General features: G+C 53.9%; 27 protein-coding genes. 11 read left to right on the plus strand and 16 right to left on the minus strand.

The features are described from left to right. The 3 genes from AACY82_RS12040 (at window position 1) to AACY82_RS12050 (ending at window position 2179) form a co-directional block, all read left to right on the plus strand. Window positions 1-984 carry a chemotaxis protein CheB gene (locus tag AACY82_RS12040; protein ID WP_339617070.1) on the plus strand — a complete coding sequence of 328 codons (984 nt, stop codon included), beginning with the start codon at window positions 1-3 and terminating at the stop codon, window positions 982-984. Further along, complete coding sequence (locus AACY82_RS12045; protein ID WP_339617071.1) at window positions 981-1466, plus strand: chemotaxis protein CheW; 486 nt, start codon at window positions 981-983, stop codon at window positions 1464-1466. Before AACY82_RS12040 ends, AACY82_RS12045 begins: the two co-directional genes overlap by 4 nt. A gap of 104 nt (window positions 1467-1570) precedes the next feature. Further along, the gene (locus AACY82_RS12050; protein WP_339617072.1) at window positions 1571-2179 is read left to right on the plus strand and encodes a GNAT family protein; all 609 of its coding nucleotides are present in this window, start codon (window positions 1571-1573) and stop codon (window positions 2177-2179) included. Here the strand turns inward: AACY82_RS12050 and AACY82_RS12055 are convergent. Next, a complete protein-coding gene (locus tag AACY82_RS12055) occupies window positions 2139-2870 on the minus strand; it encodes a 16S rRNA (uracil(1498)-N(3))-methyltransferase (RefSeq protein ID WP_339617073.1) in 732 nt (243 codons plus the stop codon). The genes AACY82_RS12050 and AACY82_RS12055 overlap by 41 nt on opposite strands. 128 nt (window positions 2871-2998) lie before the next feature. Between AACY82_RS12055 and AACY82_RS12060 the strand changes: the two genes are divergently transcribed. Next, a complete protein-coding gene (locus tag AACY82_RS12060; protein WP_339617074.1) occupies window positions 2999-3541 on the plus strand; it encodes a glutathione peroxidase in 543 nt (180 codons plus the stop codon). A 16-nt stretch (window positions 3542-3557) separates the two neighbouring features. Here the strand turns inward: AACY82_RS12060 and AACY82_RS12065 are convergent, their stop codons facing one another. Genes AACY82_RS12065 through sugE form a run of 5 tightly spaced genes read right to left on the minus strand, consistent with a single transcriptional unit; the run spans window position 3558 to window position 5351 of the window. Then, window positions 3558-3743, minus strand: coding sequence for a CPXCG motif-containing cysteine-rich protein (locus AACY82_RS12065; RefSeq protein ID WP_339617075.1), 186 nt, complete (start codon window positions 3741-3743; stop codon window positions 3558-3560). Between the two features lie 18 nt (window positions 3744-3761). Then, window positions 3762-4304: an outer membrane beta-barrel protein gene (locus AACY82_RS12070; RefSeq protein WP_339617076.1), complete on the minus strand. Its 543-nt coding sequence runs from the start codon at window positions 4302-4304 to the stop codon at window positions 3762-3764. Window positions 4305-4342: 38 nt separating this feature from the next. Further along, a complete protein-coding gene (locus tag AACY82_RS12075; protein WP_339617077.1) occupies window positions 4343-4651 on the minus strand; it encodes a hypothetical protein in 309 nt (102 codons plus the stop codon). Between the two features lie 11 nt (window positions 4652-4662). Beyond that, the gene (locus AACY82_RS12080) at window positions 4663-5031 is read right to left on the minus strand and encodes a PH domain-containing protein (protein WP_339617078.1); all 369 of its coding nucleotides are present in this window, start codon (window positions 5029-5031) and stop codon (window positions 4663-4665) included. Between the two features lie 8 nt (window positions 5032-5039). After that, window positions 5040-5351 (minus strand): quaternary ammonium compound efflux SMR transporter SugE, encoded by a 312-nt coding sequence (gene sugE, locus AACY82_RS12085; RefSeq protein WP_339617079.1) that lies wholly within the window; start codon window positions 5349-5351, stop codon window positions 5040-5042. Window positions 5352-5540: 189 nt separating this feature from the next. Between sugE and AACY82_RS12090 the strand changes: the two genes are divergently transcribed. Next, on the plus strand, window positions 5541-7091 hold the full coding sequence (locus AACY82_RS12090) for a cation:proton antiporter (protein WP_339617080.1): 1551 nt from the start codon (window positions 5541-5543) through the stop codon (window positions 7089-7091). A gap of 58 nt (window positions 7092-7149) precedes the next feature. Here AACY82_RS12090 and AACY82_RS12095 read toward each other — a convergent pair whose 3' ends face one another. The 8 genes from AACY82_RS12095 to ftsY form a co-directional block, all read right to left on the minus strand. Continuing rightward, on the minus strand, window positions 7150-8025 hold the full coding sequence (locus AACY82_RS12095) for a hypothetical protein (protein WP_339617081.1): 876 nt from the start codon (window positions 8023-8025) through the stop codon (window positions 7150-7152). Between the two features lie 329 nt (window positions 8026-8354). Then, entirely contained in the window at window positions 8355-9203 is an 849-nt protein-coding gene (locus AACY82_RS12100; RefSeq protein WP_339617082.1) for a type II CAAX endopeptidase family protein, read from the minus strand. Between the two features lie 29 nt (window positions 9204-9232). Then, window positions 9233-9940, minus strand: a complete 708-nt coding sequence (gene trmB / locus AACY82_RS12105; protein WP_339617083.1) for a tRNA (guanosine(46)-N7)-methyltransferase TrmB — start codon at window positions 9938-9940, stop codon at window positions 9233-9235. After that, on the minus strand, window positions 9937-10338 hold the full coding sequence (locus tag AACY82_RS12110; RefSeq protein WP_339617084.1) for a DUF423 domain-containing protein: 402 nt from the start codon (window positions 10336-10338) through the stop codon (window positions 9937-9939). Before AACY82_RS12110 ends, trmB begins: the two co-directional genes overlap by 4 nt. A 99-nt stretch (window positions 10339-10437) precedes the next feature. Continuing rightward, window positions 10438-11298, minus strand: coding sequence for an RNA polymerase sigma factor RpoH (rpoH, locus tag AACY82_RS12115; protein WP_339617085.1), 861 nt, complete (start codon window positions 11296-11298; stop codon window positions 10438-10440). A gap of 196 nt (window positions 11299-11494) precedes the next feature. Next, on the minus strand, window positions 11495-12508 hold the full coding sequence (gene ftsX, locus AACY82_RS12120) for a permease-like cell division protein FtsX (RefSeq protein WP_339617086.1): 1014 nt from the start codon (window positions 12506-12508) through the stop codon (window positions 11495-11497). Then, complete coding sequence (gene ftsE / locus AACY82_RS12125; RefSeq protein ID WP_339617087.1) at window positions 12505-13173, minus strand: cell division ATP-binding protein FtsE; 669 nt, start codon at window positions 13171-13173, stop codon at window positions 12505-12507. Before ftsE ends, ftsX begins: the two co-directional genes overlap by 4 nt. Further along, a complete protein-coding gene (gene ftsY / locus AACY82_RS12130) occupies window positions 13170-14348 on the minus strand; it encodes a signal recognition particle-docking protein FtsY (RefSeq protein ID WP_339617088.1) in 1179 nt (392 codons plus the stop codon). The genes ftsE and ftsY overlap by 4 nt, the downstream gene beginning before the upstream one ends. A 75-nt stretch (window positions 14349-14423) precedes the next feature. Between ftsY and rsmD the strand changes: the two genes are divergently transcribed. Together rsmD and coaD are read left to right on the plus strand one after the other, a co-directional pair. Then, window positions 14424-15032 carry a 16S rRNA (guanine(966)-N(2))-methyltransferase RsmD gene (gene rsmD, locus AACY82_RS12135; protein ID WP_339617089.1) on the plus strand — a complete coding sequence of 203 codons (609 nt, stop codon included), beginning with the start codon at window positions 14424-14426 and terminating at the stop codon, window positions 15030-15032. Between the two features lie 51 nt (window positions 15033-15083). Beyond that, window positions 15084-15566, plus strand: coding sequence for a pantetheine-phosphate adenylyltransferase (coaD, locus tag AACY82_RS12140; protein ID WP_339617090.1), 483 nt, complete (start codon window positions 15084-15086; stop codon window positions 15564-15566). Here the strand turns inward: coaD and AACY82_RS12145 are convergent. Next, window positions 15541-16482 (minus strand): hypothetical protein, encoded by a 942-nt coding sequence (locus AACY82_RS12145; protein WP_339617091.1) that lies wholly within the window; start codon window positions 16480-16482, stop codon window positions 15541-15543. The two genes, coaD and AACY82_RS12145, sit on opposite strands and share 26 nt — an antisense overlap. A 181-nt stretch (window positions 16483-16663) precedes the next feature. On the opposite strand from AACY82_RS12145, the gene AACY82_RS12150 reads away from it, so the two are divergent. Next, window positions 16664-17839, plus strand: coding sequence for an AGE family epimerase/isomerase (locus AACY82_RS12150; protein ID WP_339617092.1), 1176 nt, complete (start codon window positions 16664-16666; stop codon window positions 17837-17839). A gap of 49 nt (window positions 17840-17888) precedes the next feature. Here AACY82_RS12150 and AACY82_RS12155 read toward each other — a convergent pair whose 3' ends face one another. After that, complete coding sequence (locus AACY82_RS12155) at window positions 17889-18887, minus strand: LacI family DNA-binding transcriptional regulator (RefSeq protein WP_339617093.1); 999 nt, start codon at window positions 18885-18887, stop codon at window positions 17889-17891. Between the two features lie 328 nt (window positions 18888-19215). Here AACY82_RS12155 and AACY82_RS12160 point away from each other — a divergent pair, with 328 nt between their 5' ends. From AACY82_RS12160 to AACY82_RS12170, 3 genes are all read left to right on the plus strand, one after another. Further along, the gene (locus AACY82_RS12160) at window positions 19216-21093 is read left to right on the plus strand and encodes a sodium:solute symporter family protein (protein WP_339617094.1); all 1878 of its coding nucleotides are present in this window, start codon (window positions 19216-19218) and stop codon (window positions 21091-21093) included. Between the two features lie 128 nt (window positions 21094-21221). Further along, window positions 21222-22403, plus strand: coding sequence for a 4-O-beta-d-mannosyl-d-glucose phosphorylase Mgp130 (gene mgp130, locus AACY82_RS12165; RefSeq protein WP_339617095.1), 1182 nt, complete (start codon window positions 21222-21224; stop codon window positions 22401-22403). Further along, complete coding sequence (locus tag AACY82_RS12170) at window positions 22400-23650, plus strand: AGE family epimerase/isomerase (protein WP_339617096.1); 1251 nt, start codon at window positions 22400-22402, stop codon at window positions 23648-23650. Before mgp130 ends, AACY82_RS12170 begins: the two co-directional genes overlap by 4 nt. The last annotated feature ends 41 nt before the right edge of the window (window positions 23651-23691 follow it).

The raw sequence follows: 23691 nt of genomic DNA on the forward strand, positions 1-23691 counted from the left end.
GTGAAACCCCTAGGGTTAGGCCTGTTGGTCGATAGTGAGCAAAAGCTGCGACAGTTGAGCTTGTTGGTGGCACAAACGGGGCAGCGGGTTGAGTACAGTGCGGTGTTGCCACAGTATGGGCACTCCGTAGTGCCCGACTTGGACTTGGAAGATTTAGAACGTATTGCCGACCTGGATGCCTGGTTGGTTGATATTACCCATGTTGAAGAGGAACTCAGCGCCACCGGTGAGGTGTTGAGTGTTTTATTGGCTACCTCTGAGATTCCGGTGCTGCTTAGCGATAGTAGCGAGGTAGACGCTAGTAGTGCGGCCCAACTGCAATGGTCCAATCGCTTGCGCGCGCGTTTGCAGCGTCTCGTCGGCGAGGTAAATCTGGCAACCTGTACTGCGGCGCAGGCCGTTTGGGTATTGGCGGCATCAACGGGCGGGCCGCAACCGGTGCGCGAGTTTTTGCAAGCGCTTCCCGCCGGTCTTGGCACGGGCTTTTTGTACGCGCAACATATTGATCGGGAGTACTGCGGATCGTTGGTGACCATGCTCGGTAAAAGTGGCGCCTACCGCGGCGTTATTCCCGAGCAAGGCGCGGTAATCCAGCCGGATACCGTTACTATTATGGACCCGGCACGGCGCGTTAATGTACTGGATAATAGTACCTTAGTGGTTTACGACGAGCCCTGGGGTGGGCGCTACCAGCCATCGATTGACCAGCTACTGGCAAATCTTGCCAGCGCGAAAAAAGAACACAGTGGTGTTATTATTTTTTCTGGTATGGGTACTGATGGTGCTGCCAGCTGTCGGTTTATCAAGCAGCAGCGAGGCCAGGTTTGGGTGCAAGAGCCCAGCAGTTGCGTGGTCGACTCAATGCCGCTAGCGGCACTGGCCACTGATTGCGTCGATTTTACCGGCACGCCAGCGCAGCTAGCGGCCAATTTTGTACAATACATGAATCACACAAACGCGATGAAAGGGGCAGTCAGCTCATGAGAGCGGAACATCAAATAGAATCCGATAGCTATCAAGAAGTAGCCAGTTTGTTGGTGCCTCTTGGTGAGTCTCTTTTGCTGCTGCCTAACGTGACCGTCGCCGAGATTGTCCCTGTGGGCGAGATCCAATCGGTCGATAATGCGCCGCAATGGTTGTTGGGGGATATCAACTGGCGTGAACTGGATATTCCTATCGTCTCGTTGGAGTTACTTAATGGCCAGGCGCGCCCAAGTATAAATAGCCGTTGTCGGGTGGCGGTGCTTAATACTACGGGCATCAGTGATTCTTTGAGCTTTATTGCCATTTTGACCCAAGGCTTGCCGCGCTTGGCACGGGTTACCGCCTCAGAGATAGCCGAGCGAGAAAACGTTGTAAAAGCTCCTTATGACCAGCTTATTGTAACGTGGGCCGGTGAACAGGCGGTTATTCCCGCGCTGGCAAAGATTGAGCAAACCTACTTAGAGTTTTCCAGCCAGCGTTAGCCACACAGGTTGGTGGTGTTTGTGATCTTAAAAACCCGCCGCACCGAGGCGGGTTTTTTGTACCCGCTTGGTTGGCGCTATCGAGAAATTGTAAGGGATTATTTATGGAGTTTATACAGCAACCGCTTGCTTTAAATGGCGTGGCGCTTGTGCCGTTAACGCAGCAGCATTTGCCTGGGTTGGCCGCTGCCATTGCCGATGGCGATTTGTCGCAATTGTTTCTGACCATTGTGCCCGCGCCCGAGCGGCTTGAGTCGTTTTATGAAAAAGCGATGGCCGATTATGCCGCAGGGTTAGGGCTAACCTATGCCATTGTGTGCCAAAGTGATAATAGGGTGATTGGCTCGACACGATTTATGCGTGCGGTACCCGAGCATCGTCGGGTCGAAATCGGCTTCACTTTTATTGCCCAGCGTTTTCAGCGCACGGGTGTGAATACGGTGTGTAAATACTTGCTGTTGTGCCATGCATTTGAGGCATTGAACTGTTTGCGCGTGGAGTTTTTAACCGACTGTCTTAATCGTCGCTCGCGGACTGCGCTTGAGCGCATCGGCGCAAAGTACGAGGGGTTATTGCGCAAGCATATGCAAATGCGCGACGGGCGTATTCGCGACTCGGTGATTTACAGTATTACCGGTGACGAATGGCCGGGCATAAAACAACACCTAGCGTTTATGATGCAAAATCGCCCCACTGATATTGCAGCACGCTAATAGCCGCGATCGGAGCGGTTTCGGTGCGCATGACGCGCGGGCCAAGTGTCAGTGGGTTAAAGCCCGCCTCTTGTGCGGCATGAATTTCGCTGTCACTCAGGCCGCCTTCGGGACCCACCAAAAGTGCTGCGCTGCTGGGGTTGTGTGCGGCGGGTAGGCCTTGGCTGTCGCGGTGGTGCAGAACAAGCTTTTGTTCGGCCTTAGCCTCGTTTAAATAATCGGCGAGGGGTGTCACTGAGGCAAGCTCGGGGATTCGGTTGCGCTGGCATTGTTCGCAGGCGCTGACGGTAATCTGGCGCCAGTGCTGCCACTTTTTTTCCAGACGTTCACCTTTTAGCTTTACCTCCGTGCGCTCGGTCGCAAGCGGCACGATCCTGGTTACCCCCAGTTCAGTGGCTTTTTGCAACACAAAGTCCCAGCGCTCACCGCGGGATAGGCCGACGGCTAGCTCAATGGCGAAGGACGATTCGCGCTCGGTATCATCAAAGCTGTCGAGTGTGACCTGCATGCGCTTTTTACCCGCCTCGCTAATGGTGCCGGCAAATTCGCCTCCTTCGCCGTTAAACACTACCACCGGTCGCCCCGCGCCCATGCGTAGCACCTTGCCAAGATAGTGAGCGGCATTGTCGTCGAGGCTGATAGGTGTGTTAAGCGTTAGGTCAATGGGGCAGTAAACTCGGGGGATGCGCATGGGTCGTTTGGTCTTGGCGGAATGTCAGAGTAAGATCATAGCAGGACTCAGGTGGCTGGTTGAAGACATCCAGCGGACTGTTTATTGCGTATGGTTAATACGCCAACCCCAAACAACAGGATCCAAACATGAAAACTTCAATTGCTCTGGCAGTACTACTCGGACTGAGCGTGTCGGCGGTACAAGCGGCCGATTGCCCAGCGTATCTGGAGGGCGAGTATCGTAAGCTGCACGCCAGTGATAATGCTAATCTGTGTGACCTTTTGGCGGGCAAAGACGCGCTAATTGTGAATACCGCCAGCCACTGTGGTTACACGCCACAATTTAAAGCGCTAGAGGCGCTGCATAAGCAATACGCCGACCAAGGTTTGGTGGTCGTGGGGTTTGCCAGTGATGATTTTAAGCAGGCCGCTAAGTCGGAAGAAGAGGCGGCGACGATTTGCTATACCAACTACGGGGTGACCTTTACCATGCTGGCTCCGACTGCTGTGACTGGTGATAAGGCCAATGATTTGTTTGCGTATTTGGGCGCACAGAGTGAGCAGCCGGGCTGGAATTTTAATAAGTACTTACTGGATGGGGAAACAGGCAACGTGCAGCACTTTGACAGTAAGGTGAAGCCTGATAGCGAAGCGTTAAACGAGGCCATTGAGGCCTTGCTACAGCCTTAAGTGAAGAGGTTGTTTGCTACTCTTGCTCGACGGTGACGCTTACGTCACCGTCGCTATCGACCCACACATTTACGTCTATCGGCTGGCAGCAGACATGGCAATCTTCAGTGTAGCGCTGGCTGCCAGCCGAGTCGTCAACAAGTAGGGTAAGCGGGGCATCGCAAAACGGGCAATGCACCGGTTTTTCTAACAAGTCAGCCATAAATTAATATTACGCCTCTTAAAAGCGGTAATCTAAGTTGGCACTGATGGCAGTAAAGTCTTGGTTGTCGACATCGGCCAAATTTTTGTATTCAAAGTTTAAGTTCCATTTTGGCGCGATGTACCAGCCAAAGCCCAAGCCCCAAGAAAACCCGTCGGTGCTTAAGCCGGTGTCTTCTAAGCGGTAGTCGAGATCGGAGTAGCCCAGTAAGGCGTAAAAGCGGCCATGTTGGTTGGTGGCCTCGGCGCGATAGTAAATGGCCTGATAGTGGTTAATGTCCATATCCGCTTCAATGGTGTCGTCGCCGTCTAAATACACGGTATCGGCACCTAAGCCTGTGCCGTAACGCACTTCGGCGCCTAGTAAGCTGTTGTACTTGTAACCGGCAAACAGCTCGGCTGTCCATAAATCAGCGCCGTCGTAGCTTTTTTCATCGTCGGCGTTTACTGCCGAGGCGCCAACACCGGCAAAAAAACCACGCTCGTTATCGGCCAGGCTAGCGTTGCTGGCCAGTAGTGTGGCGGGGAGGGCAAGTGCGAGTAAGGTGCGAGTCAATTTCATAAAGTTACACTGTGTTGGGGGCGATGTGTTGAGCGCGGTTAAAAAATCCACGCAATCATCAGCCAGATGATAATAAAAAAGGTAAAAAAACCGCCGAGTACAAATTGTATCTCACCGATAAGCCCGTCGCCCGAGGTAATGGCAAAGACTACTAGCAGCGCGGTGGTAACAAAAAAGGAGATAACAGCGGCTTCTTTAAGGCCTAAGCCCTGAGAGAAAACGCCATCGGTAATGCCGCCTAGCATGGGCAATAGCAAAGCGGTGGCGATCACCGCCAACAGCAAAACGGCCACGATGCCAATAAGTGTGGCTCGTGCTTGACGCTTATCCTTTTCGTCGCTGCCCATAGGTGCCTCGGTTAATCGTTAGCTTTAATAATATCCCGCACACGGTTTGGGTCGGGCATTCCAACGGCGATAATCTCGGCCGAGTCGCCAGCGGTGTATAGCTCAATAGTGCCGGTACCAAATATGCGATTCCAGAACGACTGCTTTACTTTAACGGTGCGGATACTGGTGATGTTTAGCTCAGAGCGCTCTTTACTGAGCAGTCCTTTCTCATACAAAACATCCGATTTTGTGACCATTAAGCGGGACGATTTGTTGTTGAGGTGCCATACCAATAGGATGATGATACCAATACCCACGAGACACAAAATCAGGGCGAGGATAAACCCCAAAGGGTTGTTTTTAAACATCACGGGATGTTCGTCGTACAGTGCTTCCATGGTGCGTCCTAGGTCAATTTTAGTCCGGCAATGCCCGTGAGTATAAGGGCAATACAGACTAGGCGCAAAGCCGACACGCTCTCGCCAAACAGGAATATGCCCAGGATCACAGTCCCCACGGCGCCGATACCACTCCAAATCGCGTAAGCGGTGCTAATGGGGAGTTCTTTGAGCGACAGCCCCAATAGTGACAGGCTGATAGCGATGGCCACCAGTGTGGTAACGCTGGGCCATAGACGCGTAAAGCCATCGGAATATTTCAGGCCCACGGCCCACACGACCTCGAATAAGCCGGCTAAAAGTAAGTAAAACCAAGACATGTTTGGTAATCTCGTCGGGGCGGGGTCGTCCCCGGTTAGAGATAATCAGATTGCTCTGCAGCGCGGGTCGTCCCGCACGGGCTTCGGTTGGCGTATTCACCGATAGCATGGGCTAAAATAGGGATAATCGCGATTATTTTCAAGGTTTGGCGGCCGTCGTCCACAGTTAAAGGCAAATAAGGCACAGGAATGTTAGAAGCGGTATGGATTGCGTGCGCGTTCACGCTAGGTTTGTTGGTGCGCTCGGTGGGCTTGCCCCCGTTAGTTGGTTATTTGGCCGCAGGTTTTGCCATCAGTGGTGTGGGGCGCTTTGTCGAGTTGCCCGAAAACGGCCATGAGGTCATTGCACATTTAGCGCACATAGGCGTGTTGTTGTTGCTGTTTACCGTGGGGCTCAAGCTTCGCGTGCGCAACCTCGTGCAGCCAGAGGTAATTGGCGGCGGCATTGTGCACTTTGCCCTGGCGGTTGCGCTGCTGACCCCCGGTATGTACGTACTGCTCGAGGTGACATGGTACGAGGCGATGTTGCTCGCCATTGCCCTGTCGTTCTCTAGCACCGTGTTGGCCGCCAAAGTGCTCGATGGCAAACGAGAGTTGCGGGCGTTTCATGGACGCGTAGCGATCGGCATCTTGGTTGTGCAAGACCTTATCGCGCTGCTGGTTATCTCGCTTGCGGGTGGCAGCGTGCCCTCCGTTTGGGCGCCTTTGGTGCTGGGCCTGCCGCTACTGCGCCCATTGTTGTTTAAGCTGCTGGATGTCTGTGGTCACGACGAGCTTATGGTTTTACTCGGCCTCTTGCTGGCGCTTGTTGTGGGCGGGATGGGCTTTGAGGCACTGGGGCTCAGCTCCGAGCTGGGGGCTTTGGCGTTCGGTGTGTTGTTAGCTCAGCATCGGCGTGCCACCGAGCTGTCAAATTCACTCTGGAGTATCAAAGAAGTGTTCTTGGTGGGATTCTTCCTGCAAATTGGCATGAGTGGGTTGCCGGGGATGGATGCGTTGATCCTAGCGGCGGTCGCGTCGTTACTGTTGCCGCTCAAAGCGATTGGCTTCTTTTTGCTGCTAGTGTTGTTTAAATTGCGCGCCCGCAGTGCATTTTTGAGTGGTCTAGCGCTGACTAACTACAGTGAATTTGGCTTGATTGTCGCCGCGGCAGTGCTGCCCGAGTGGCTTGTGCCGCTGGCACTCACCGTGGCTGTGTCGTTTGTGATATCGGCGCCGCTTAACCGTATCGCCCACCCATTTTACGAGAAACTCTCAAGTCGTCTGTTGCCGCTTGAGCGCAATATCCACCATCCCGACCAGCAGCCTATCTCGCTGGGCGATGCCGAGGTACTGATTTTTGGTATGGGCCGCACCGGCACTGCCGCTTACGATCAGCTCAGCGGCAAAATTGGCAAGCTTATCGCGCTCGACTCCGACCCGGGCAAAGTCGACCGCCACCGCAAGGCTGGCCGTTCAGTGATGTTCGCCGACGCCGAAGACCAGGTGTTTTGGCAAGGCGTGGAGATGAGTAATATCCGTGCGGTGATTTTAAGTATGAGCGATCTAGAGGCGAAGATAATCGCGGCCCGTCAGTTGCGCCAGCGCGGTTACAACGGCTTTATCGCCTCCCACAGTTTGTTTCAGGATGAGGCGGATAAAATCAACTTGGCCGGCGCCAATGAAACCTACTTGACGATGTCTGAAGCTGGCGTGGGGCTGGCTGAGCACGTGCAAGAAAAAATGGTAGAGGGCGCTTGAGCACCTTACCTTTTGGGCATTAACCGAGGCGCATAAGTCGCGATATTATTGCTCGGCTTCACTCTTCGGGGCGCGCCAACAGGGCGGGTGGTAGGTTGTAAGTGGGTGGCAAGTTGGGGTTGCGCAGCATGATCAAGGTTGGGTTGGTCGCTTTTATTGTTGCCACAGTATCGCCTTTATAGCGCATAAATAACCGCTGCAAGCTACCGTCTTCGGTCATCATTTTAAGCCCTGCATTTAGCCGCGCCGCCAGCGTCGGGTGTCGGGCGCTTACCACCAAAAAAACGGGCATGGGGTAGTAAATCATAAGCCCTGGGACTTTTGTCATTCCCGGGTACTTATCGCCATACCGCGTCAGCGTGGGTTCTATTTCGTCAATGCCCAATGGAATATAGTCGATACGCTCACTTAGTAATACGGGTAGTAATTGCTCAAACGTGAGAATTTCCTCTACGTTAAAATGATTGGCTCTATACACATCAACGTCTGGCCAGCCCCGCCCTTGACCCGCTATCAGTTTTTGGAGCTGCTGGGGGCGAGTAATATTGGCAAATTCGGGCAAACGCTCGGCTTTAATCAGCAATTGCCGATAACCCAATAGCCCGCCCTCAATGGGGTGGCGCACCACAATAAGCTGGCGTGGATCATAGTCTTGCCTAGTGGTAGCCACAAAGTGAATATCATCGCCCTTAATAAGCGCCATACGGCCGCGCACAGAGGGCATTTCCCGCTGATCGAGCGTTAAATGATAGGGGCCATAGGCCGCTACGCTACGCTTTAGTGCGGCATCTACTACCGCCAGCTCGTAGTCTAAGCGTCCTGGGGTTGCGGCACCCGTCCAGTAAACATACTCCGGCGTGCTGCTGTCGTTGGCCTCGCAAACGCCAACAAGCAACAAAACCGGGAGTGCGACCGATAAGAGACGTATTGACAACCTTGGTACCCATAGCAATATTCGCATTATCTTATGAGTTTAGCAGTTGCCCAGTGAGTGGGCGGGAATCAGCTGGTATCGCAACGTTAAAACGTAAAGCTCAAAACCTGAACCGGCCGATTGTCTCTGGCGAAGGTGAGGTATTTGAAGGTCTAGGGGGGCTGCCGGGTAGGCTAAGGCGCTGCGGTTGACAGCTCTGGTGTCTTTATTGGCCTTAGAGAATTCATTTAAAGTGTAAAGCGGCATAGTGATCGGGTGAACCTGTGGCAGAAAAGGTTTATGCCCCATTGCGGCGGCTGGCGTTTTGTATGTTTGTGGCTAACGGTTGCTTAAAGTACCAACGGGTATTGCAGCAATAAGAAGTGAAACACATTAACCCCGAAGTGTGTGGCTATCGCAACCGACAAACGGCCGGTTAGCTGGTAGGCCAAGGCGTAGATGCCTCCGGCGCACAAAAATAATAAAAACGTGGGGTGAGTGATGGGCGCGTGGGCGAGGGCAAATATAAAAGCCGACGCGCCAGCGGCTAGCCATAAAGCCGCTTGTGGTGTTGCTCGCAGTTTTTTAGGCAAAAGTTTGTGCAATCCGTCTTGAATCAATAGCCGGAAAAAGGCTTCTTCGGCCGTTACGGTAATGACTAAATTGATAAGAGCAAACCATATTACGCCCGACGGCAGCTTAGGATGCCAGCCGATATTGAACCCTAAAACCGCGACGATAAGAACTGATATTACTCCGGCACTAACAGCCAATGTCGAGCGCAGAGGACTTAAACGGTTGTGTATGGGAGCGGATGAGTAAAGCCAAATGACGATTAAATAACCCGCAAGGCCTTTGGCAAGGTTGGCGTAAAGGGAAAAATCTGGTGTGGTAAACGTGTATATCAGTGGGTAGTTAAAGCTGGCGGGTCGGTACAGGGCAATGGCAAAACCTATGAGCAAGGTGAGGCACCACACACCGGCGCCGAGCAAAGCGATTATTCGCGTTTGTTTGTGGCAAATACCGTTACCCGTGACGCGCAGCCGTTTATTGGCCGCCAGTAGCAGAGCAAAAACCGGAAGAGCCACTGCGCAGGCGAACGGCAGAGCGTCCATTGCGTAAAACGCAAAACCTAGCGCGAGTAGTGTGGCGGTGAGCGCAATCGATTTGGTACCCGCGTTGTGCCGCGCTAAATACACTGCCAGGCTCCTGTGCGGTTCTTCGCCGTTTACTGGCTGCGCTGATACACCAAATCCCATACGCCGTGGCCTAAGCGCTCACCGCGCTTTTCAAACTTAGTGATGGGGCGGTATTCTGGTCGCGGTGAATAATCGCCATTGGCTTGAGTGTTGGTGTAGCCTGCGGCGGCGTCCATCACCTCTTTCATATGTTCGGCGTAGTTTTCCCAGTCGGTGGCGAAGTGCAGCAGACCACCGATTTTAAGTTTGCCGCGAATACGCTGAACAAATTCAGACTGAATGATGCGGCGCTTATGATGCTTTTTTTTGTGCCAGGGGTCGGGAAAGTACACTTGCACCCGATCGAGGCTGGCGTCGCTAATACAGTCTTCCAGTACGTCAGTGGCATCGGCCATATAAACTTTTAAGTTAGCCACGCCGGCTTCACCGGCGGTGTGAATTAACCGGCCCACCCCCGGTGGATGTACTTCGATACCGATAAAATCTTTGTCCGGCTCGTTAGTGGCCATTTCACGTAATGAGTCTCCCATGCCAAAACCGATTTCGAGCACTACCGGTGCCTCTCGGCCAAATTGCTGCTCGGCATCAAAAACGCCGGAAAATAAGCTGGCGCCGTATTTGGGCCAGTATTGCTCAAACGCTTTTTTTTGCCCATCGGTCATGCGGCCGGCACGAATCACAAAGCTGCGGATGGATTTGTTTTTAAACTCGGGGCGAAATTCGGGGATGTCGGTCATGTTGAGGTGCTGCAGTCCTTAGAAGATGTTAAAGCGGCCATGAGTAAGCAGAGCCAGCCCAGCAATAAGCAAATGCCACCTAGCGGAGTAATAGGGCCAAAGAAGCCGATACCCGTTAAGGTTAAAGCGTAAAGGCTGCCGCTAAATAACACCGTGCCGAGCATAAACAGCCCGCTAGCGCTGTTGAGCCAAACTGTGTTGTGTCGCGTTGCTTGCTTTAACCACAAGCCCACTACGAGCAGGGCCAGGGCGTGGTACATCTGATACTGCACGCCGGTTTGAAATGCCCCAAGCAATTCGGGCGCCAGTTTACCTTTAAGTCCGTGGGCGGCAAAGGCGCCAAGCGCCACGGCGATAAAGCCGTAAGTGGCGGCAATGCTGAGTATTAGCTTGGGCATGGTTTCGTCCGTGTGCAAGTGGCGAATAGCGTAATGACAGTGACATAAAAAAAGCCGCGCAGTGCGCGGCTTGGGGTGACTTGTACGTCTACTTTTACTCTAGGCCGCTTCCGTCATCATGTTTTTAACTTTTTTCATAGCGTTCTTTTCCAGCTGGCGAATACGCTCGGCAGAAACGCCATACTCGGCGGCCAAATCGTGCAGAGTCGATTTGTCATCGCTTAACCAGCGGCGCTGCAAAATGGTGCGGCTGCGATCGTCCAGTTGCTCCATAGCATTCTCTAGACTGCTGACGTTGGTCTCTTCCCAGTTGGCTGCTTCGAGCTGCATGGCTGGGTCTTGACGTTTGTCTTGCAGGTAGTGTGCAGGTGCCACAAAGTGGCTGTCTTCGTCTTCGTTTTCCGGCGCGTCAAAGGCGGCGTCGTAAGAGGAGAGTCGGCTCTCCATCTCGCGCACGTGTTTTACCTCAACGTTTAAGTCTTCGGCAACGGCTTTGGCTTCATCGTTAGTGAGCCAGGCCAAACGCTTTTTGGCGCCGCGCAGGTTAAAAAACAATTTGCGCTGAGCCTTAGTGGTGGCCACCTTAACAATGCGCCAGTTCTTTAAGATAAACTCGTGTATTTCGGCTTTAATCCAGTGCACGGCAAAAGACACCAAGCGTACACCTTTTTCGGGGTTGAAGCGCTTAACCGCCTTCATTAGGCCGACATTGCCCTCTTGGATTAAATCTCCCAGCGGCAGGCCGTAGCCGTTGTACGAACGGGCGATATGCACAACAAAGCGCAGATGCGCCATAACCAGCCGGCGAGCGGCTTCGAGGCTGTCGTTGTAGTAAAGGTCTTCAGCGAGGGTCTGTTCTTCATTTGCAGTAAGAACAGAAAAGCCGCTGACAGCCTGCACATAGGCATTGAGGTTACCACCTGGTGCGAGGTTCCCCATTGGCTGTAGGCTTGTGCCCATAATCGTGACTCCCAATATAAACGCGATTAAAACCGAATAAGCTCCTGCAGTAATTTACAGGGCCAGTTAGTCTAGCATTGATTCTTGGAGCCTGCCAATATCGCAAAGTTCCGCTGGTAAGTTTAAAAACCTATATAAAACAAGGCATTAACCAAACTTAACCTGTGTGAGTTCACGCTGTGGCTAAATAATTGTTTTAACGCGGTGCGATTTGCGCCAAATGCCGTCCCACCGCCAGCCAAGCGCCGGCTAGGCCGATCAAGCCTGCGGCCAATATCAGCTGTAAGCTGTGGGTCAAACTCAGGCCACTGAGACTAAATTCGCTCTGATAAAGTTCCGCTAGCGAGGCGACCGGCGCCTCAAGCCAAGCGAGCCCTAGGGCGAGCAGCAGTAAGGCGATTAGGCCGCCGCCCAAGCCGTACCAGAGGCCGGTGTATAAAAAGGGACGGCGCACGTAGGCGTCGGTACCGCCCACCAGCTTAACCACTAAAATCTCGTCGCGGCGGCTTTCGATGGCCAGCCGTATGGTATTGCCCACCACCAGCAGTAAGCCCAGCGCCAAAAGGGCGGCGAGAAAAAACACGCCACGGCTGGCCAGCTCCACCAGCTGCTCCAGGCGTTTGACCCACATCATGTCGAGCCGGGCGTCGTCGCTCAAACCGTTGCTGGCCAGTTCAGTCAAGAGTGACTCCAGCGCTGCGCCCGTGGTGGCAGTGCTGGGTTGCACGAGCAGCACCGGGGGCAGAGGGTTTTCGGTTAAGTCGTCCAGCACGGCGCCAAGGCCAGAGTAGGTTTTGAACTCCACCAGCGCCTGATCGGGGCTGACGTAAACTACGTCGCTGATGTCAGAGCGAGCGCGCAAGGTGTCGGCCCACTTATCGATGGCATTGGTCTTGGCGGCGGGTTTAATAAACACGGAGATTTGGCTGGAGTCCTGCCAGTGGTAACCGAGCGATTCAATATTGAGCAGTGCCACGTACAAAGTGGCGGGCAGCGCGGTGGCGATGGCCACCACCAGCCAGGTGAGCGTGCTTTGCAGTGGTGTGCGCAGTAGGCGCAGTAAGCTCTCTAGGGCGCAATTGCTGTGATGTGCTTGCCAGGCTTCCAGCCGGTGGCGCCAAGCGGCTTTGCTCTGGATGGCGCCCTGGGGGCGCGGCGGCGGTTTGCGCGGTGTGGGTGCCGGCTTGCGTTTGGGGTGAAAGCGGTTCATTGCGGCACACCACCGGCGATGACCCGGCCCTCAGCCAGTTGCAGTACCCGTTTGTTCATCCGCTCGATGAGGTCGATATCGTGGGTGGCGATCATTAGGGTGACGCCCAGTTCGTTAAACTGGCGAAATAGCGTCATGATCTCGGCCGAGAGTTCCGGGTCGAGGTTGCCGGTAGGTTCATCGGCCAGCACCAGCGCGGGCTTGTTAACCACGGCGCGGGCGATACCGACGCGCTGTTGTTCACCGCCCGACAGGGTGACTGGGTTGACCCGCTCTTTGTGTAGTAGCCCGACTTTGTCTAGCGCGGCGCGCACTCGGCGGCCGATATCTGAGTGCTGGTAACCGGCCACTTGCAGCGGTAGCGCGACGTTGTCGAAGACGCTGCGATCAAACAAAAGCTGGTGGTTTTGGAATACGACGCCGATATCGCGCCGGTAGTGGGCGATACCGCTGCGCCGGATGGCGCTGGTATCGCGCCCGCCGATTTCGATGTGGCCATTACTGGGCCGCTCCATCAGCATAATGAGCTTCATTAAGGTGCTTTTACCGGCGCCCGAGTGACCGGTTAAAAACACCATCTCGCCGCGGTCGATTTGTATGTCGACCCGGCTAAGTGCTTCTTGCCCGGTGGCGTAGCGTTTGGTGACGTTTTGGAAGCGAATCACCGCTCGAACAGAGCCTCGATAAAGGGTTTGGCGACAAACGGCTGTAAATCGTCGATACCCTCGCCAATGCCGATAAACCGCACCGGTAAGCCAAACTGTTTGGTAAGCGCAAAAATGACCCCGCCCTTGGCGGTGCCGTCTAGCTTAGTCAGAGCGATACCGGTCACACCGGAGGATTTAATAAAGTGCTCGGCCTGGCTGACAGCGTTTTGTCCGGTGCCGGCATCCAGTACCAGCAAGGTCTCGTGGGGGGCGCTGTCATCAAGTTTGCCCATCACCCGACGCACCTTGGATAACTCTTCCATTAGATGGTCTTTGTTGTGCAAACGCCCGGCGGTGTCGGCGATCAGCACATCAATGCCGCGGGATTTGGCGGCCTGTACCGCGTCAAAGATGACCGAGGCGCTGTCGGCGCCCGTGTGTTGGGCAATCACCGGTACGCTGTTGCGTTCGCCCCACACTTGCAGCTGCTCGACTGCCGCGGCGCGGAAGGTGTCGCCCGCGGCCAACATGACCGACTTGCCCTCGCTTTGTAAGCGCTTGGCCAGCTTGCCGATGGTGGTGGTTTTACCCACGCCGTTTACCCCGACAATTAAAATAACGTAGGGCTTTTTACTGGTGTCGATAATCAGCGGTTGCTCGGAGCCGGCGACTAACTCGGCCAGTGATGCTTTAAGGGCATCGTACAGCGCATCTGGGTTTGCCAGTTGTTTGCGCGCCACGCGGGCGGTTAGATCGTCGATAATATCGGTGGTGGCCTCGATGCCAACGTCGGCCACTAATAGCTGCGACTCCAGATCCTCCAGCAGCTCATCGTCAATTTCTTTTTTCCCCAAAAAGATATTGCCGAGCCCCTCCGAGAAGTTGCTGCTGGTGCGCGATAGGCCGCGTTTAATGCGGCCAAACAAGCCTTCTTTCGCCGGCGGCGCTTTGGCTGGTTCGGGGGCCGCTGGGGCGACTTCCGCGGTAGGCTCGGCCGCGGGCGCCGCGACCTCGGGCTCAGTCGGGACGGGCTCGGGGGCAATAACGGCGGCTTCCGGTGCTTCTGGCTCAAGCGGGACAAACTCGGCCTCAGGGGGCTCGCTGGGTTGCGCTTGCTCGTCTGATTCGGGCTGCGGTTGTTCGACTTTTGGGTCGTCTTTGGGGGCGGACTTTCTAAACCGTTTAAAGAACATGTGGGTAGGCGGCTCTTATCGCTGCTAAACAAAGGCGCTATCCTACCACTTCTGGCAAACAGTGGAGAGTGACAGGTGGCAAAACAACAACGGCGACAGCCGGCAGGGGATTCATTGCGTCAGCCGTTGCGGCTGATTGGCGGTCAGTGGCGCGGGCGAAAGTTGCACTTTCCGCTGTGTGACGGCTTGCGCCCCACCGGCGATCGCATTCGCGAAACCCTGTTTAATTGGCTGGCTCCTTACGTACCAGAGGCGGTAGGCGCCGACTTGTATGCCGGCTCCGGTGCGCTGGGGCTAGAGGCGCTGTCCCGTGGGGCGGCTCGCATGACCTTTTGCGAGCGTGATCCAGCGGCGGCAAAAGCTTTGGCTGATAATTTAAAGCGGCTCGATGCCAGCGGGGGACAGCTGCTGCATATTGATGCATTGCACTGGCTCAGCACGGGTGACATTACTGCGCCGCTGGCGTTGGTGTTTCTCGACCCGCCTTTTGCCGCTGATTTGTGGCAACCGAGCATTGATGCCTTGGTGGCGCGCGAGTGGCTGGCCGATGGTGCGGCGATCTATATCGAGTCGGGGCTTGATAGTGTGTTTCAGGTGCCCGATAACTGGCAGCTACACCGCGAAAAGCGCACCGGCGGCGTGTGTTATCGATTGTATTTTTACCGTGCGACTAGCAAGGACTAGGCTATTTTTGTAGTATCCCGCCCACACCGCACGCCACACAGAGAATAATCTATGCGCAAGGTTGTATACCCAGGCACGTTTGACCCGATTACCAATGGCCATAAAGATCTTGTGGAGCGCGCCTGCCGCCTATTTGATCACGTGATCGTGGGCGTCGCGGCCAGTAACCGCAAAGCTCCGATGTTTGATTTAGAGCAGCGGGTCGATTTGGCTCAGCGCACACTGTCACATCTCGATAATGTCGAGGTGTGCGGGTTTGATAATTTGTTGGTGGACTTCGTTCGCGACTGTGGCGCCCAAGGTGTGGTGCGTGGCTTAAGAGCGGTGTCCGATTTCGAGTACGAGTTTCAGTTGGCCAATATGAACCGCGCATTGGCGCCGGATATGGAAAGCTTGTTTCTGACGCCTGCCGAACACTTGTCTTATATATCGTCGTCGATTGTGCGAGAAATTGCGGTGCTAGGGGGCGATGTGAGCAAGTTTGTCGCCCCCGAGGTCGAGCTGGCGCTCAAGGCGAAGTTTGCTTCGCGCTAAGGGCGGCGGATGGTGAGTGATCGGATAACTCGATGATAACCACGTCTGCACCGACCGCGTTAAACTCGCCATAGTACTGATCAAAAAGCGCCTCTAAGCTGCCGTCTTCACGGGCCAGCTCCAGGCCAAACGTTAAGCGTTTGGCGATCTCGGGGTGGTTGTGACTTACCTGAGCGTACACTGGCAGTGGGTAGTGAATAATGAGGTTGTCGACGATGACCAGTTGCGCCGCGTGCTCAGATGCCGCCAGCGCTTTCTCTGCCTCTAAAATGCCCAAAGGCAAATAATCAAACCGGCCGTGAGCAAGCATATTAAATAGCTGGTTGATGCTGGAGCCCACGGTAAACGGTAGCTTTGCATCGCGAAAGTAATCCTGATCAATCCAGTCAAAGCCCAGCCCGGCGTTAAATTGTCGCAGTTGTTCAAGGTTTTTAACTTCTGTGAAATCCGCCTCTCGGTCGCGCCGGACGATTGCCTGACGCCGGCCCAGCAAGCCCTGCAGCAGTGGGATTGGAATAGCCTTTAGCGGTTGCTCGTCCGAGTCGACACGGTAGGCGAGTGCGGGCGCGGTAACTACCTGCGCCATACTGCCTTCGCTAAAATTGCGGATCGTTCTTGGCCGTGAGAGCGAGCGGTTGGTTATCTTTAGCTCAAAGGGGCCATAGCGCTCGCGGCTTTTTTCTAAGGCTAGCTTGATTACCGCTGTCTCGTGAGCTTTGCGCGACTCGCTCACCTCGCCAATCCAGAGGGTTACCTCTGTCGCGGTAGAGTTGTCGCCAGGCTCGGAGGCGCTTTGCGTGGCCGCTTGTGGGCCAGCGGCGCTTACTGCGTGGCAGAGTAAAAGTGTTGCCGCTGTAAGGTACAGACGTATCATCGTATCAACGCTTGTCGGTAAAGCCGGTGCGGTCAGCATCATAATCTAGATTACTTAATCATTTATTTCTGGAGTTATGCAATATAGTTTAGCGTATTTGTCGGGAGCTGCATCAAGTGGGTTTAGTAGATGCTTGAAACCGGTTACATTGTGCGGCATTATTTGCGCCCCTATGCCGTTTGCGGTATTCATCGTGCAAAAAGACACAGTAAAAAGGTAATCCATGTCCAGTGATATTAAAAACCAGACACAGCGTTTGGTGCAGTGGTTTGAGCGCGATGCGCTGCCGCTATGGAGTGTGCGGGGCATCCACCCTGCGCTAGGCGCCAGCTTTGAGCGCTTGCGAGCCGATGGCGAGGTGGATACCGGGGCCAATGTGCGAGTGCGTGTACAGGCGCGGCAGGCATTCTTTTTTGCGGCGGCTAAGAGTCTTGGTTGGTGTGACAGCGGCGCCGATATCGCGCGCGGGTTGCTGGGGTTTGTCGAGTCGAATGCGGCGCACCCCAGTGCCGGAGGAGGCTTTACCCACCTGCTTAGCCCCGAATTTGAGGTGATTGATAGCAAGCAAGATTTGTACGATCACGCCTTTTTCTTGCTGGCCTACGCCTGGCTATACCGGGTGAGCGGCGAGCGCGCGGCGCTGGATAAAGCCGAGGCGTTGGTCTTGCATTTGGATAACTGCTTTGGGGCTGAGTACGGCGGTTGGGCCGAGGGCGATTACGATCACACGGTGCGCCGCCAAAATCCGCATATGCACTTGTTTGAAGCCTGCATGGCATTATATGAGGCGAGCGGCGAGGCACCTTGGTTGGCGCGTGCCGGTGAGTTGTTTAGTTTGTTTGAGTCACGCTTTTTTTGCCCTAAGCAGGGTGTGCTATTTGAATTTTTTAATGCTGACTGGACGCTAGCTGACGGCGCCACCGGGCAGGTGGTTGAGCCGGGCCATATGATGGAGTGGGTGTGGCTGTTGGATTGGTACGCGCGGCTTACCGGGCAATCGGTGGCGCGTTATACCGGCGTTTTGTACCGTCGTGCGCTAGACATTGGCTTAAAAGCCGACTCTGGCTTGCTGTACGACTCGGTAACCCCAGAGGGTAACGTGCTGCAGCACACCAAGCGCTGCTGGGGGCTGACCGAGTTGATTAAGGCCAGCTTGGTGATGGCCCGCGAGGGCGAGCCTGATGCCGAGGCGCGCGCCGCTAGCGCGGTGGATGCTTTGTTTCGCTATTATCTGTGTGGCACCACGCCCGGTAGCTACGTGGACCAGCGCGGCAAAAACGATGAGGTGGTGGCGGCCGAGGCGCCAGCCAGTACTTTGTATCACCTGATCGTATTGGCCCAAGAATTGATGCGTTACTGCGACGGGGTGTCGGATCGAGCCGAAAAAGTCAGCGCTTAGCTGGCTGGTGAGCTCTTGCCTCGCGCAGGCAAGGTAAGAGCTTAAAGTATTAATCTTTGCGCGGTATCGCCGTGCTTTTGCGGATAACAAACTCAGCCGGTAGTACGTTTTCCTCTTGGGCGAGATCTTCGCCCTCAATGAGTCGCAGCAGCATATCCATGGCCAGTTTGCCCATTTCCTCGGCGGGCTGGGTTACTGTGGTCAGGCTCGGGTCGCAGTAGCGGGCGTAGCTAATATCGTCAAATCCGGTAACGGAAATGTCCTCTGGGACTCGTATGCCGTGTTGTTTGAGCGTTTGGATTGCGCCAATGGCCATTTCGTCATTCATGCAAAATATGGCTGTTGGCTTGTCCGGCATAGCGCAAAATTGCTTGGCACTGTTTAGGCCCGACCAAGTGGTAAAGTCACCTTCGGCCACCAGCGATTTATCAAACTCAATTCCCGCCGCTTCCAGACTTTCGAGGTAACCGGCCAGCCGGTCAACCGTGTGGGGGTTGTCTTTTAAGCCTGAGATCACCCCGATACGGCGATGCCCGAGAGAAATTAGATAATCGACCACTGACCGCGCCGAGCCCCGGTTGTCGATCCGCACTCGAGGGCCGCTGGTGGATTCGCAGCCGCAGACATTCACGCAGGCAATGTCGGCGGGCATTTCAAAGCGTCGGTTGGGGTCGTCGGGGCGCAACTGAATAACGCCGTCGGCCAGGCGGGTCTCAACCCGGCGAATGTACTCTTTTTCTCGCTCCGGCACGCCGCGAGTGTCGCCCAGTAGCACGGCGTAACCTTTTTGCTGGGCGCGATCTTCAATGCTGCGAATGACTTGCGAGAAGAACGGATTGGTAATGTCCGGTACCAGTACAACAACCGCGTAGCTTTTGGCCGAGCGAAAGCTGCGCGCCAGCATGTTGGGGCGATAGCCGACTTTATCGATGGCGCTATGAACCTTGTTAAGGCTTGTTTGCGAGACTTTATCTGGGTCGCTCAGGGCGCGTGATACGGTGGCAACGGACACGCCGGCCTCGCGCGCTACATCTCTGATATTGGACATAAAGTATTGCTTTTATAAAGAGGAGAAAGTTTTTGTGGATAATAGCATACCGCCGGGAGCGGCTTAAGGGCAGCCCTAAAGTAACGTAAAGTGCTGGCATTATAGATTGTAATCGGTTACATTTGCTATCGCTTTACGACGAAGTGCTTGCTTATACTAAAGTTGTGGCTGCTGGGACTTTCGGCTGTCGTGCTAATGACGCAGCGATAAGATCGAATCCGAGGTTAACGTCACCTCTCAGCGCTTGGGGCTGCACATTTGTCGGGCCGTACACTTTGAACTACACCGCGCGGACGCGTGTCCGGCGCTATAATAATTGGACGCACACATGCAGTTAGCAATGTTAGATGTGGTGATTATCGCGGCATACCTGCTCACCACAGTGTTTATCGGGTTTTGGATCTCCAAACGCGCCTCTAAAAATTTGCGTAGCTACTTTTTAGGTGGCAACAAACTCAAGTGGTATACCTTAGGTCTTTCCAATGCTTCGGGTATGTTCGATATCAGCGGCACTATGTGGATGGTGTACTTGTTGTTTGTGTACGGCTTAACCAGTATTTATATTCCCTGGCTGTGGCCGGTCTTTAATCAAATCTTCTTGATGGTGTTTTTATCCGTATGGCTGCGTCGCTCGGGCGTGCTAACGGGGGCCGAGTGGATTACCTTTCGCTTTGGCGACAGCACCGGTGCGCGGCTATCACACTTAATCGTCGTGTTGTTTGCACTGGTTAATGTAGTGGGCTTTTTGGCCTATGGCTTTATTGGTATCGGCAAATTTGCCTCGGTGTTTTTACCTTGGCAGTTAGCGGCCGACCCCGACACCAACGATATTTATTACGGTTTAATTATTACCGCACTAACCACGGTCTATGTGGTGAAGGGCGGTATGTTTAGTGTGGTATTCACCGAGGTTTTACAGTTTTTTATTATGACGGTCGCCTGCGTTGCGGTGGGTATTATTGCTATGCAGCAAGTATCTCCCGAAATGTTGGCAGCAGTGGTGCCGGATAACTGGGACAAGGTTACCTTTGGCTGGAACCTTGATATGGATTGGTCGGGCACCCTAGAGGCCGCCAATACCAAAATTGCCGCCGATGGTTACGAACCTTTTACGATCTTTTTTATGTTGATGCTGTTGTCGGGCATTGCCAAAAGCATGATGGGCCCGCCGCCCAATTACGATATGCAGCGTGTCTTGTCCGCGCGCTCACCGACTGAAGCGGCCAAAATGAGTGGCTTCGTCAATGTCGTGTTGTTGTTTCCTCGTTATATGCTGATTGCCGGCTTAACCATTTTAGCGCTGGTGTTCTTTATGGACGAGTTGCAAGCGATGGGGCCCGATGTCGACTTTGAGCAAATTCTGCCATTTGCTATGAAGGAGTTTGTCCCCCCGGGCTTGCTTGGGCTTTTGATTGCCGGTTTGCTCGCCGCGTTTATGTCGACCTTTGCTGCCACCACCAATGCGGCACCGGCCTATGTGGTTAACGACATTTATAAGCGCTATTTTAACCCCAATGCCGATGACAAAAACTACGTCAAAGCGAGCTATGTCGTATCCGTTTTGTTTGTTGCTCTTGGGGTTGTGATCGGGTTGTTCGTGCCATCGCTTAACTCCATTATCTTGTGGATTGTCAGCGCCTTTTATGGTGCCTATACCGCATCGAATTTACTTAAGTGGTTTTGGTGGCGCTTTAACGGTGTCGGCTACTTTTGTGGCATGGCGATGGGCTTGGTAATCTTGCTGATTATTAAGGTGCTGCAGTGGACGCTCGACTGGGAAATTATGCAGGTATACGCCTTCCCGTTTATTTTTGGTGGCTGTTTTATTGCTTGCGTCGTCGGCTCGCTGCTTAGCAAGGCCGATGATATCGAAGTGCTTAAAACCTTTTATATCAAGGTTCGCCCGTGGGGTGTTTGGGGGCCTGTGTATCGCGAGGCACTTAAAGATTACCCCGAGTTAAAACGCAACACCGATTTGAGCCGCGATCTGGGTAACTTGGTTGTCGGCGTGATTTGGCAAACCTCTATGGTGGCTGCATCAATCTTTATGGTGATTCAGCACTGGCCCGAATTTATCACTTCTGTGGCCGTGTTTGTGGCGACCAGTTTGTGGTTGTGGCGCTTTTGGTGGTGTCGTCTCGAGGATTACCCGGCAGACACCCCGGCGCAGTACGTTGATCGATTAGCGACTGACGGTGCTGATTAAGCGTTTCCATTAAACGTTATCTGTAGCGTGCAACACTTGCACGCTATTTTTAGGTAAATATTGTAACCGGTTGCGCGAGTCGCGACCGGTTGTAAGAATAAACAGCTTGAATTTTTAGGACGAATATTATGAGTGATTTTCGCGTTCGCGCCCAACAACTGCTGCAAAAGCATGAAACGCTAATTACCCGAGAAAACCGCGCATTAGAGTCGGGTAACGGGGTGTACACTCGTTACCAACATCCGATTTTAACCGCCGAGCACACCCCTGTTTTTTGGCGTTACGATCTTAATGAATCGAGCAATCCACACTTGATGGAGCGCTTAGGTGTTAACGCGGCGTTTAACTCAGGTGCGCTGTTTTGGAACGGTAAATACATCTTGGCCGTTCGGGTTGAAGGCGATGACCGGAAAAGTTTTTTCGCTATCGCCGAGAGCGACAATGGCGTGGATAACTTCCGCTTTTGGGATTACCCCATTAGCATGCCCGAGACCGACAGACCCGACACCAACGTCTATGATATGCGCTTGACGCAACACGAAGACGGTTATATTTACGGTCTGTTCTGCACCGAACGAAAAGACGAAAATCAGCCCAATGATTTGTCGGCCGCCGAGGCCCAGTGTGGTATCGCACGCACGAAAGATTTGGTCACCTGGGAGCGTTTGCCCGATTTAATTACCTACTCGGGCCAGCAGCGCAACGTTGTGTTGCACCCAGAGTTTGTCGACGGCAAGTACGCTATGTATACCCGTCCGCAAGATGGCTTTATCAGTGTGGGTGCCGGTGGTGGTATCGGTTGGGGTTTAAGCGAGTCGATGGACGGCGCCGAAATCAAAGACGAGGTCATCGTCGACGGTAAGGAATATCACACCATTAAAGAGGTTAAAAATGGTCAGGGCCCAGCGCCCATAAAAACCGATCACGGTTGGCTGCATATGGCCCATGGTGTACGCAATACCGCGGCGGGTCTGCGCTATGTGCTGTATATGTTTATGACTGAGCTTGAGCGCCCCTGGGTAGTTACACACCGCCCCGGCGGTCACTTTATTGCCCCTAAAGGCAGCGAGCGAGTGGGCGATGTGTCTAATGTGGCTTTCGCCAATGGCTGGATCGTAAACGAGCAGAGCGAAGTGTTTATCTACTACGCCTCATCCGATACCCGTATGCACGTGGCCACTTCAAGTATCGATAAATTGGTCGACTACTGTGTGAATACGCCGCAAGACGGTTTGCGCTCGGCCGCTTCAGTCAATACCCGCAACGCCTTAATTGCCGCTAACTTGGATATTTTGGAAACGTTGAAATGAGTCAGAGCGTGGGCATGCCTCCAATGATGAAAGAGCCAGCGGCGCCTAACGGCGTTGCGGCTGCATTACCGACTGCCGAAACCTTTACCAAGCAGCTGCATTGTATTGCCGAGTGGTGGTTAAGTTACGCGCAAGACCAAGCCCATGGTGGCTTTTACGGTGAGGTAGGCGACAATAATGTCGCTCGCGTTGATGCCGAGAAAGGTATTGTGCTGAACACTCGTATTCTCTGGTTCTTCTCTGAGGCTGCCGTGTTTACCGGTAACGCCGATTACCGCGCGGCGGCCGAGCGATCGTATCATTACTTGCGAGATTACTTTTTTGACAGTAAGCACGGTGGGTTTTTCTGGTCGTTGTCGCCCAGCGGTGACGTTGAGCAAAGCAAAAAGCAGGTTTATGCGCAGGCGTTTGCGGTTTATGCGCTGGCAGCTTATTACGAGCTGAGCCAAGACGCCGACGCACTTGCGATGGCGCTTGAGTGTTTTGACTTGATTGAAGCCAACTGTGTCGACCGCGATGGCGAAGGCTACTACGAAGCTTACACCCGTGAGTGGGGCAAGATTGATGATGTTCGCCTGAGCGAAAAAGACCTAAACTATCCCAAAACGATGAACACCCACTTGCATGTGCTTGAGGCTTACACCAAGCTTTACCAAGTACATAAAGCCGATAAAGTCGCTCAGGCGCTAGCTTACGGGATTGATCTGTTTGACAAATACATGATCGACCACGACAACTACCACTTGCGGATGTTTTTGTCTGATGACTGGCAAGATCACTCGCCGGGGTTGACGTACGGTCACGATATTGAGTGCAGCTGGCTGCTGTACAAAGCGCTTGATACGCTGGGTGATGCCGAGCGCAATGCGCGTTTGGTTCCGGTCGTCATCGAGCTTGCCAAAACCTGTCAGCGCGAGGCGATTCGCGAGCGCGGTGATGTGGTTGACGCCTATGACCGCGCCAGCAATAGCTACCACAGTGAGCGGATTTGGTGGGTTCAGGCTGAAGCACTAGTGGGCTTTTTGGTGGCGTATAAGCTAAGCGACGATAAAAGCTTTTTAACAACGGCCAATAACTTATGGACGTTTATTGACACTTATCAGATCGACCATAATAAAGGCGAATGGCGTTGGCACTCGACGCTTGATGTGCCAGATGGATCGCGCGATTACAAAGCGGGTTTTTGGAAAGGTCCCTATCATAACGGGAGAGCCATGATAGAAGCAGCCAAGCTGCTTGGGGTTTGACCCCAAGTGGCTGGAGCCGCTCACGGTTAAGCTTTATCGGT

The sequence above is a fragment of the uncultured Gilvimarinus sp. genome (assembly GCF_963972205.1).
GTDB lineage: Bacteria > Pseudomonadota > Gammaproteobacteria > Pseudomonadales > Cellvibrionaceae > Gilvimarinus > Gilvimarinus japonicus.

Coding starts and splice junctions, on each gene's coding strand:
- AACY82_RS12080 (WP_339617078.1), bottom strand. CDS start 5,031: ATGGAAGCACTGTACGACGAACATCCCGTGATGTTTAAAAACAACCCT.
- AACY82_RS12145 (WP_339617091.1), bottom strand. CDS start 16,482: ATGATGCTGACCGCACCGGCTTTACCGACAAGCGTTGATACGATGATA.
- AACY82_RS12155 (WP_339617093.1), bottom strand. CDS start 18,887: ATGTCCAATATCAGAGATGTAGCGCGCGAGGCCGGCGTGTCCGTTGCC.
- AACY82_RS12110 (WP_339617084.1), bottom strand. CDS start 10,338: ATGCCCAAGCTAATACTCAGCATTGCCGCCACTTACGGCTTTATCGCC.
- AACY82_RS12070 (WP_339617076.1), bottom strand. CDS start 4,304: ATGAAATTGACTCGCACCTTACTCGCACTTGCCCTCCCCGCCACACTA.
- ftsX (WP_339617086.1), bottom strand. CDS start 12,508: ATGAACCGCTTTCACCCCAAACGCAAGCCGGCACCCACACCGCGCAAA.
- trmB (WP_339617083.1), bottom strand. CDS start 9,940: ATGACCGACATCCCCGAATTTCGCCCCGAGTTTAAAAACAAATCCATC.
- AACY82_RS12170 (WP_339617096.1), top strand. CDS start 22,400: ATGAGTCAGAGCGTGGGCATGCCTCCAATGATGAAAGAGCCAGCGGCG.
- AACY82_RS12075 (WP_339617077.1), bottom strand. CDS start 4,651: ATGGGCAGCGACGAAAAGGATAAGCGTCAAGCACGAGCCACACTTATT.
- mgp130 (WP_339617095.1), top strand. CDS start 21,222: ATGAGTGATTTTCGCGTTCGCGCCCAACAACTGCTGCAAAAGCATGAA.
- AACY82_RS12090 (WP_339617080.1), top strand. CDS start 5,541: ATGTTAGAAGCGGTATGGATTGCGTGCGCGTTCACGCTAGGTTTGTTG.
- ftsY (WP_339617088.1), bottom strand. CDS start 14,348: ATGTTCTTTAAACGGTTTAGAAAGTCCGCCCCCAAAGACGACCCAAAA.
- AACY82_RS12065 (WP_339617075.1), bottom strand. CDS start 3,743: ATGGCTGACTTGTTAGAAAAACCGGTGCATTGCCCGTTTTGCGATGCC.
- AACY82_RS12150 (WP_339617092.1), top strand. CDS start 16,664: ATGTCCAGTGATATTAAAAACCAGACACAGCGTTTGGTGCAGTGGTTT.
- AACY82_RS12045 (WP_339617071.1), top strand. CDS start 981: ATGAGAGCGGAACATCAAATAGAATCCGATAGCTATCAAGAAGTAGCC.
- AACY82_RS12055 (WP_339617073.1), bottom strand. CDS start 2,870: ATGCGCATCCCCCGAGTTTACTGCCCCATTGACCTAACGCTTAACACA.
- rpoH (WP_339617085.1), bottom strand. CDS start 11,298: ATGGGCACAAGCCTACAGCCAATGGGGAACCTCGCACCAGGTGGTAAC.
- coaD (WP_339617090.1), top strand. CDS start 15,084: ATGCGCAAGGTTGTATACCCAGGCACGTTTGACCCGATTACCAATGGC.
- AACY82_RS12160 (WP_339617094.1), top strand. CDS start 19,216: ATGCAGTTAGCAATGTTAGATGTGGTGATTATCGCGGCATACCTGCTC.
- AACY82_RS12050 (WP_339617072.1), top strand. CDS start 1,571: ATGGAGTTTATACAGCAACCGCTTGCTTTAAATGGCGTGGCGCTTGTG.
- AACY82_RS12060 (WP_339617074.1), top strand. CDS start 2,999: ATGAAAACTTCAATTGCTCTGGCAGTACTACTCGGACTGAGCGTGTCG.
- sugE (WP_339617079.1), bottom strand. CDS start 5,351: ATGTCTTGGTTTTACTTACTTTTAGCCGGCTTATTCGAGGTCGTGTGG.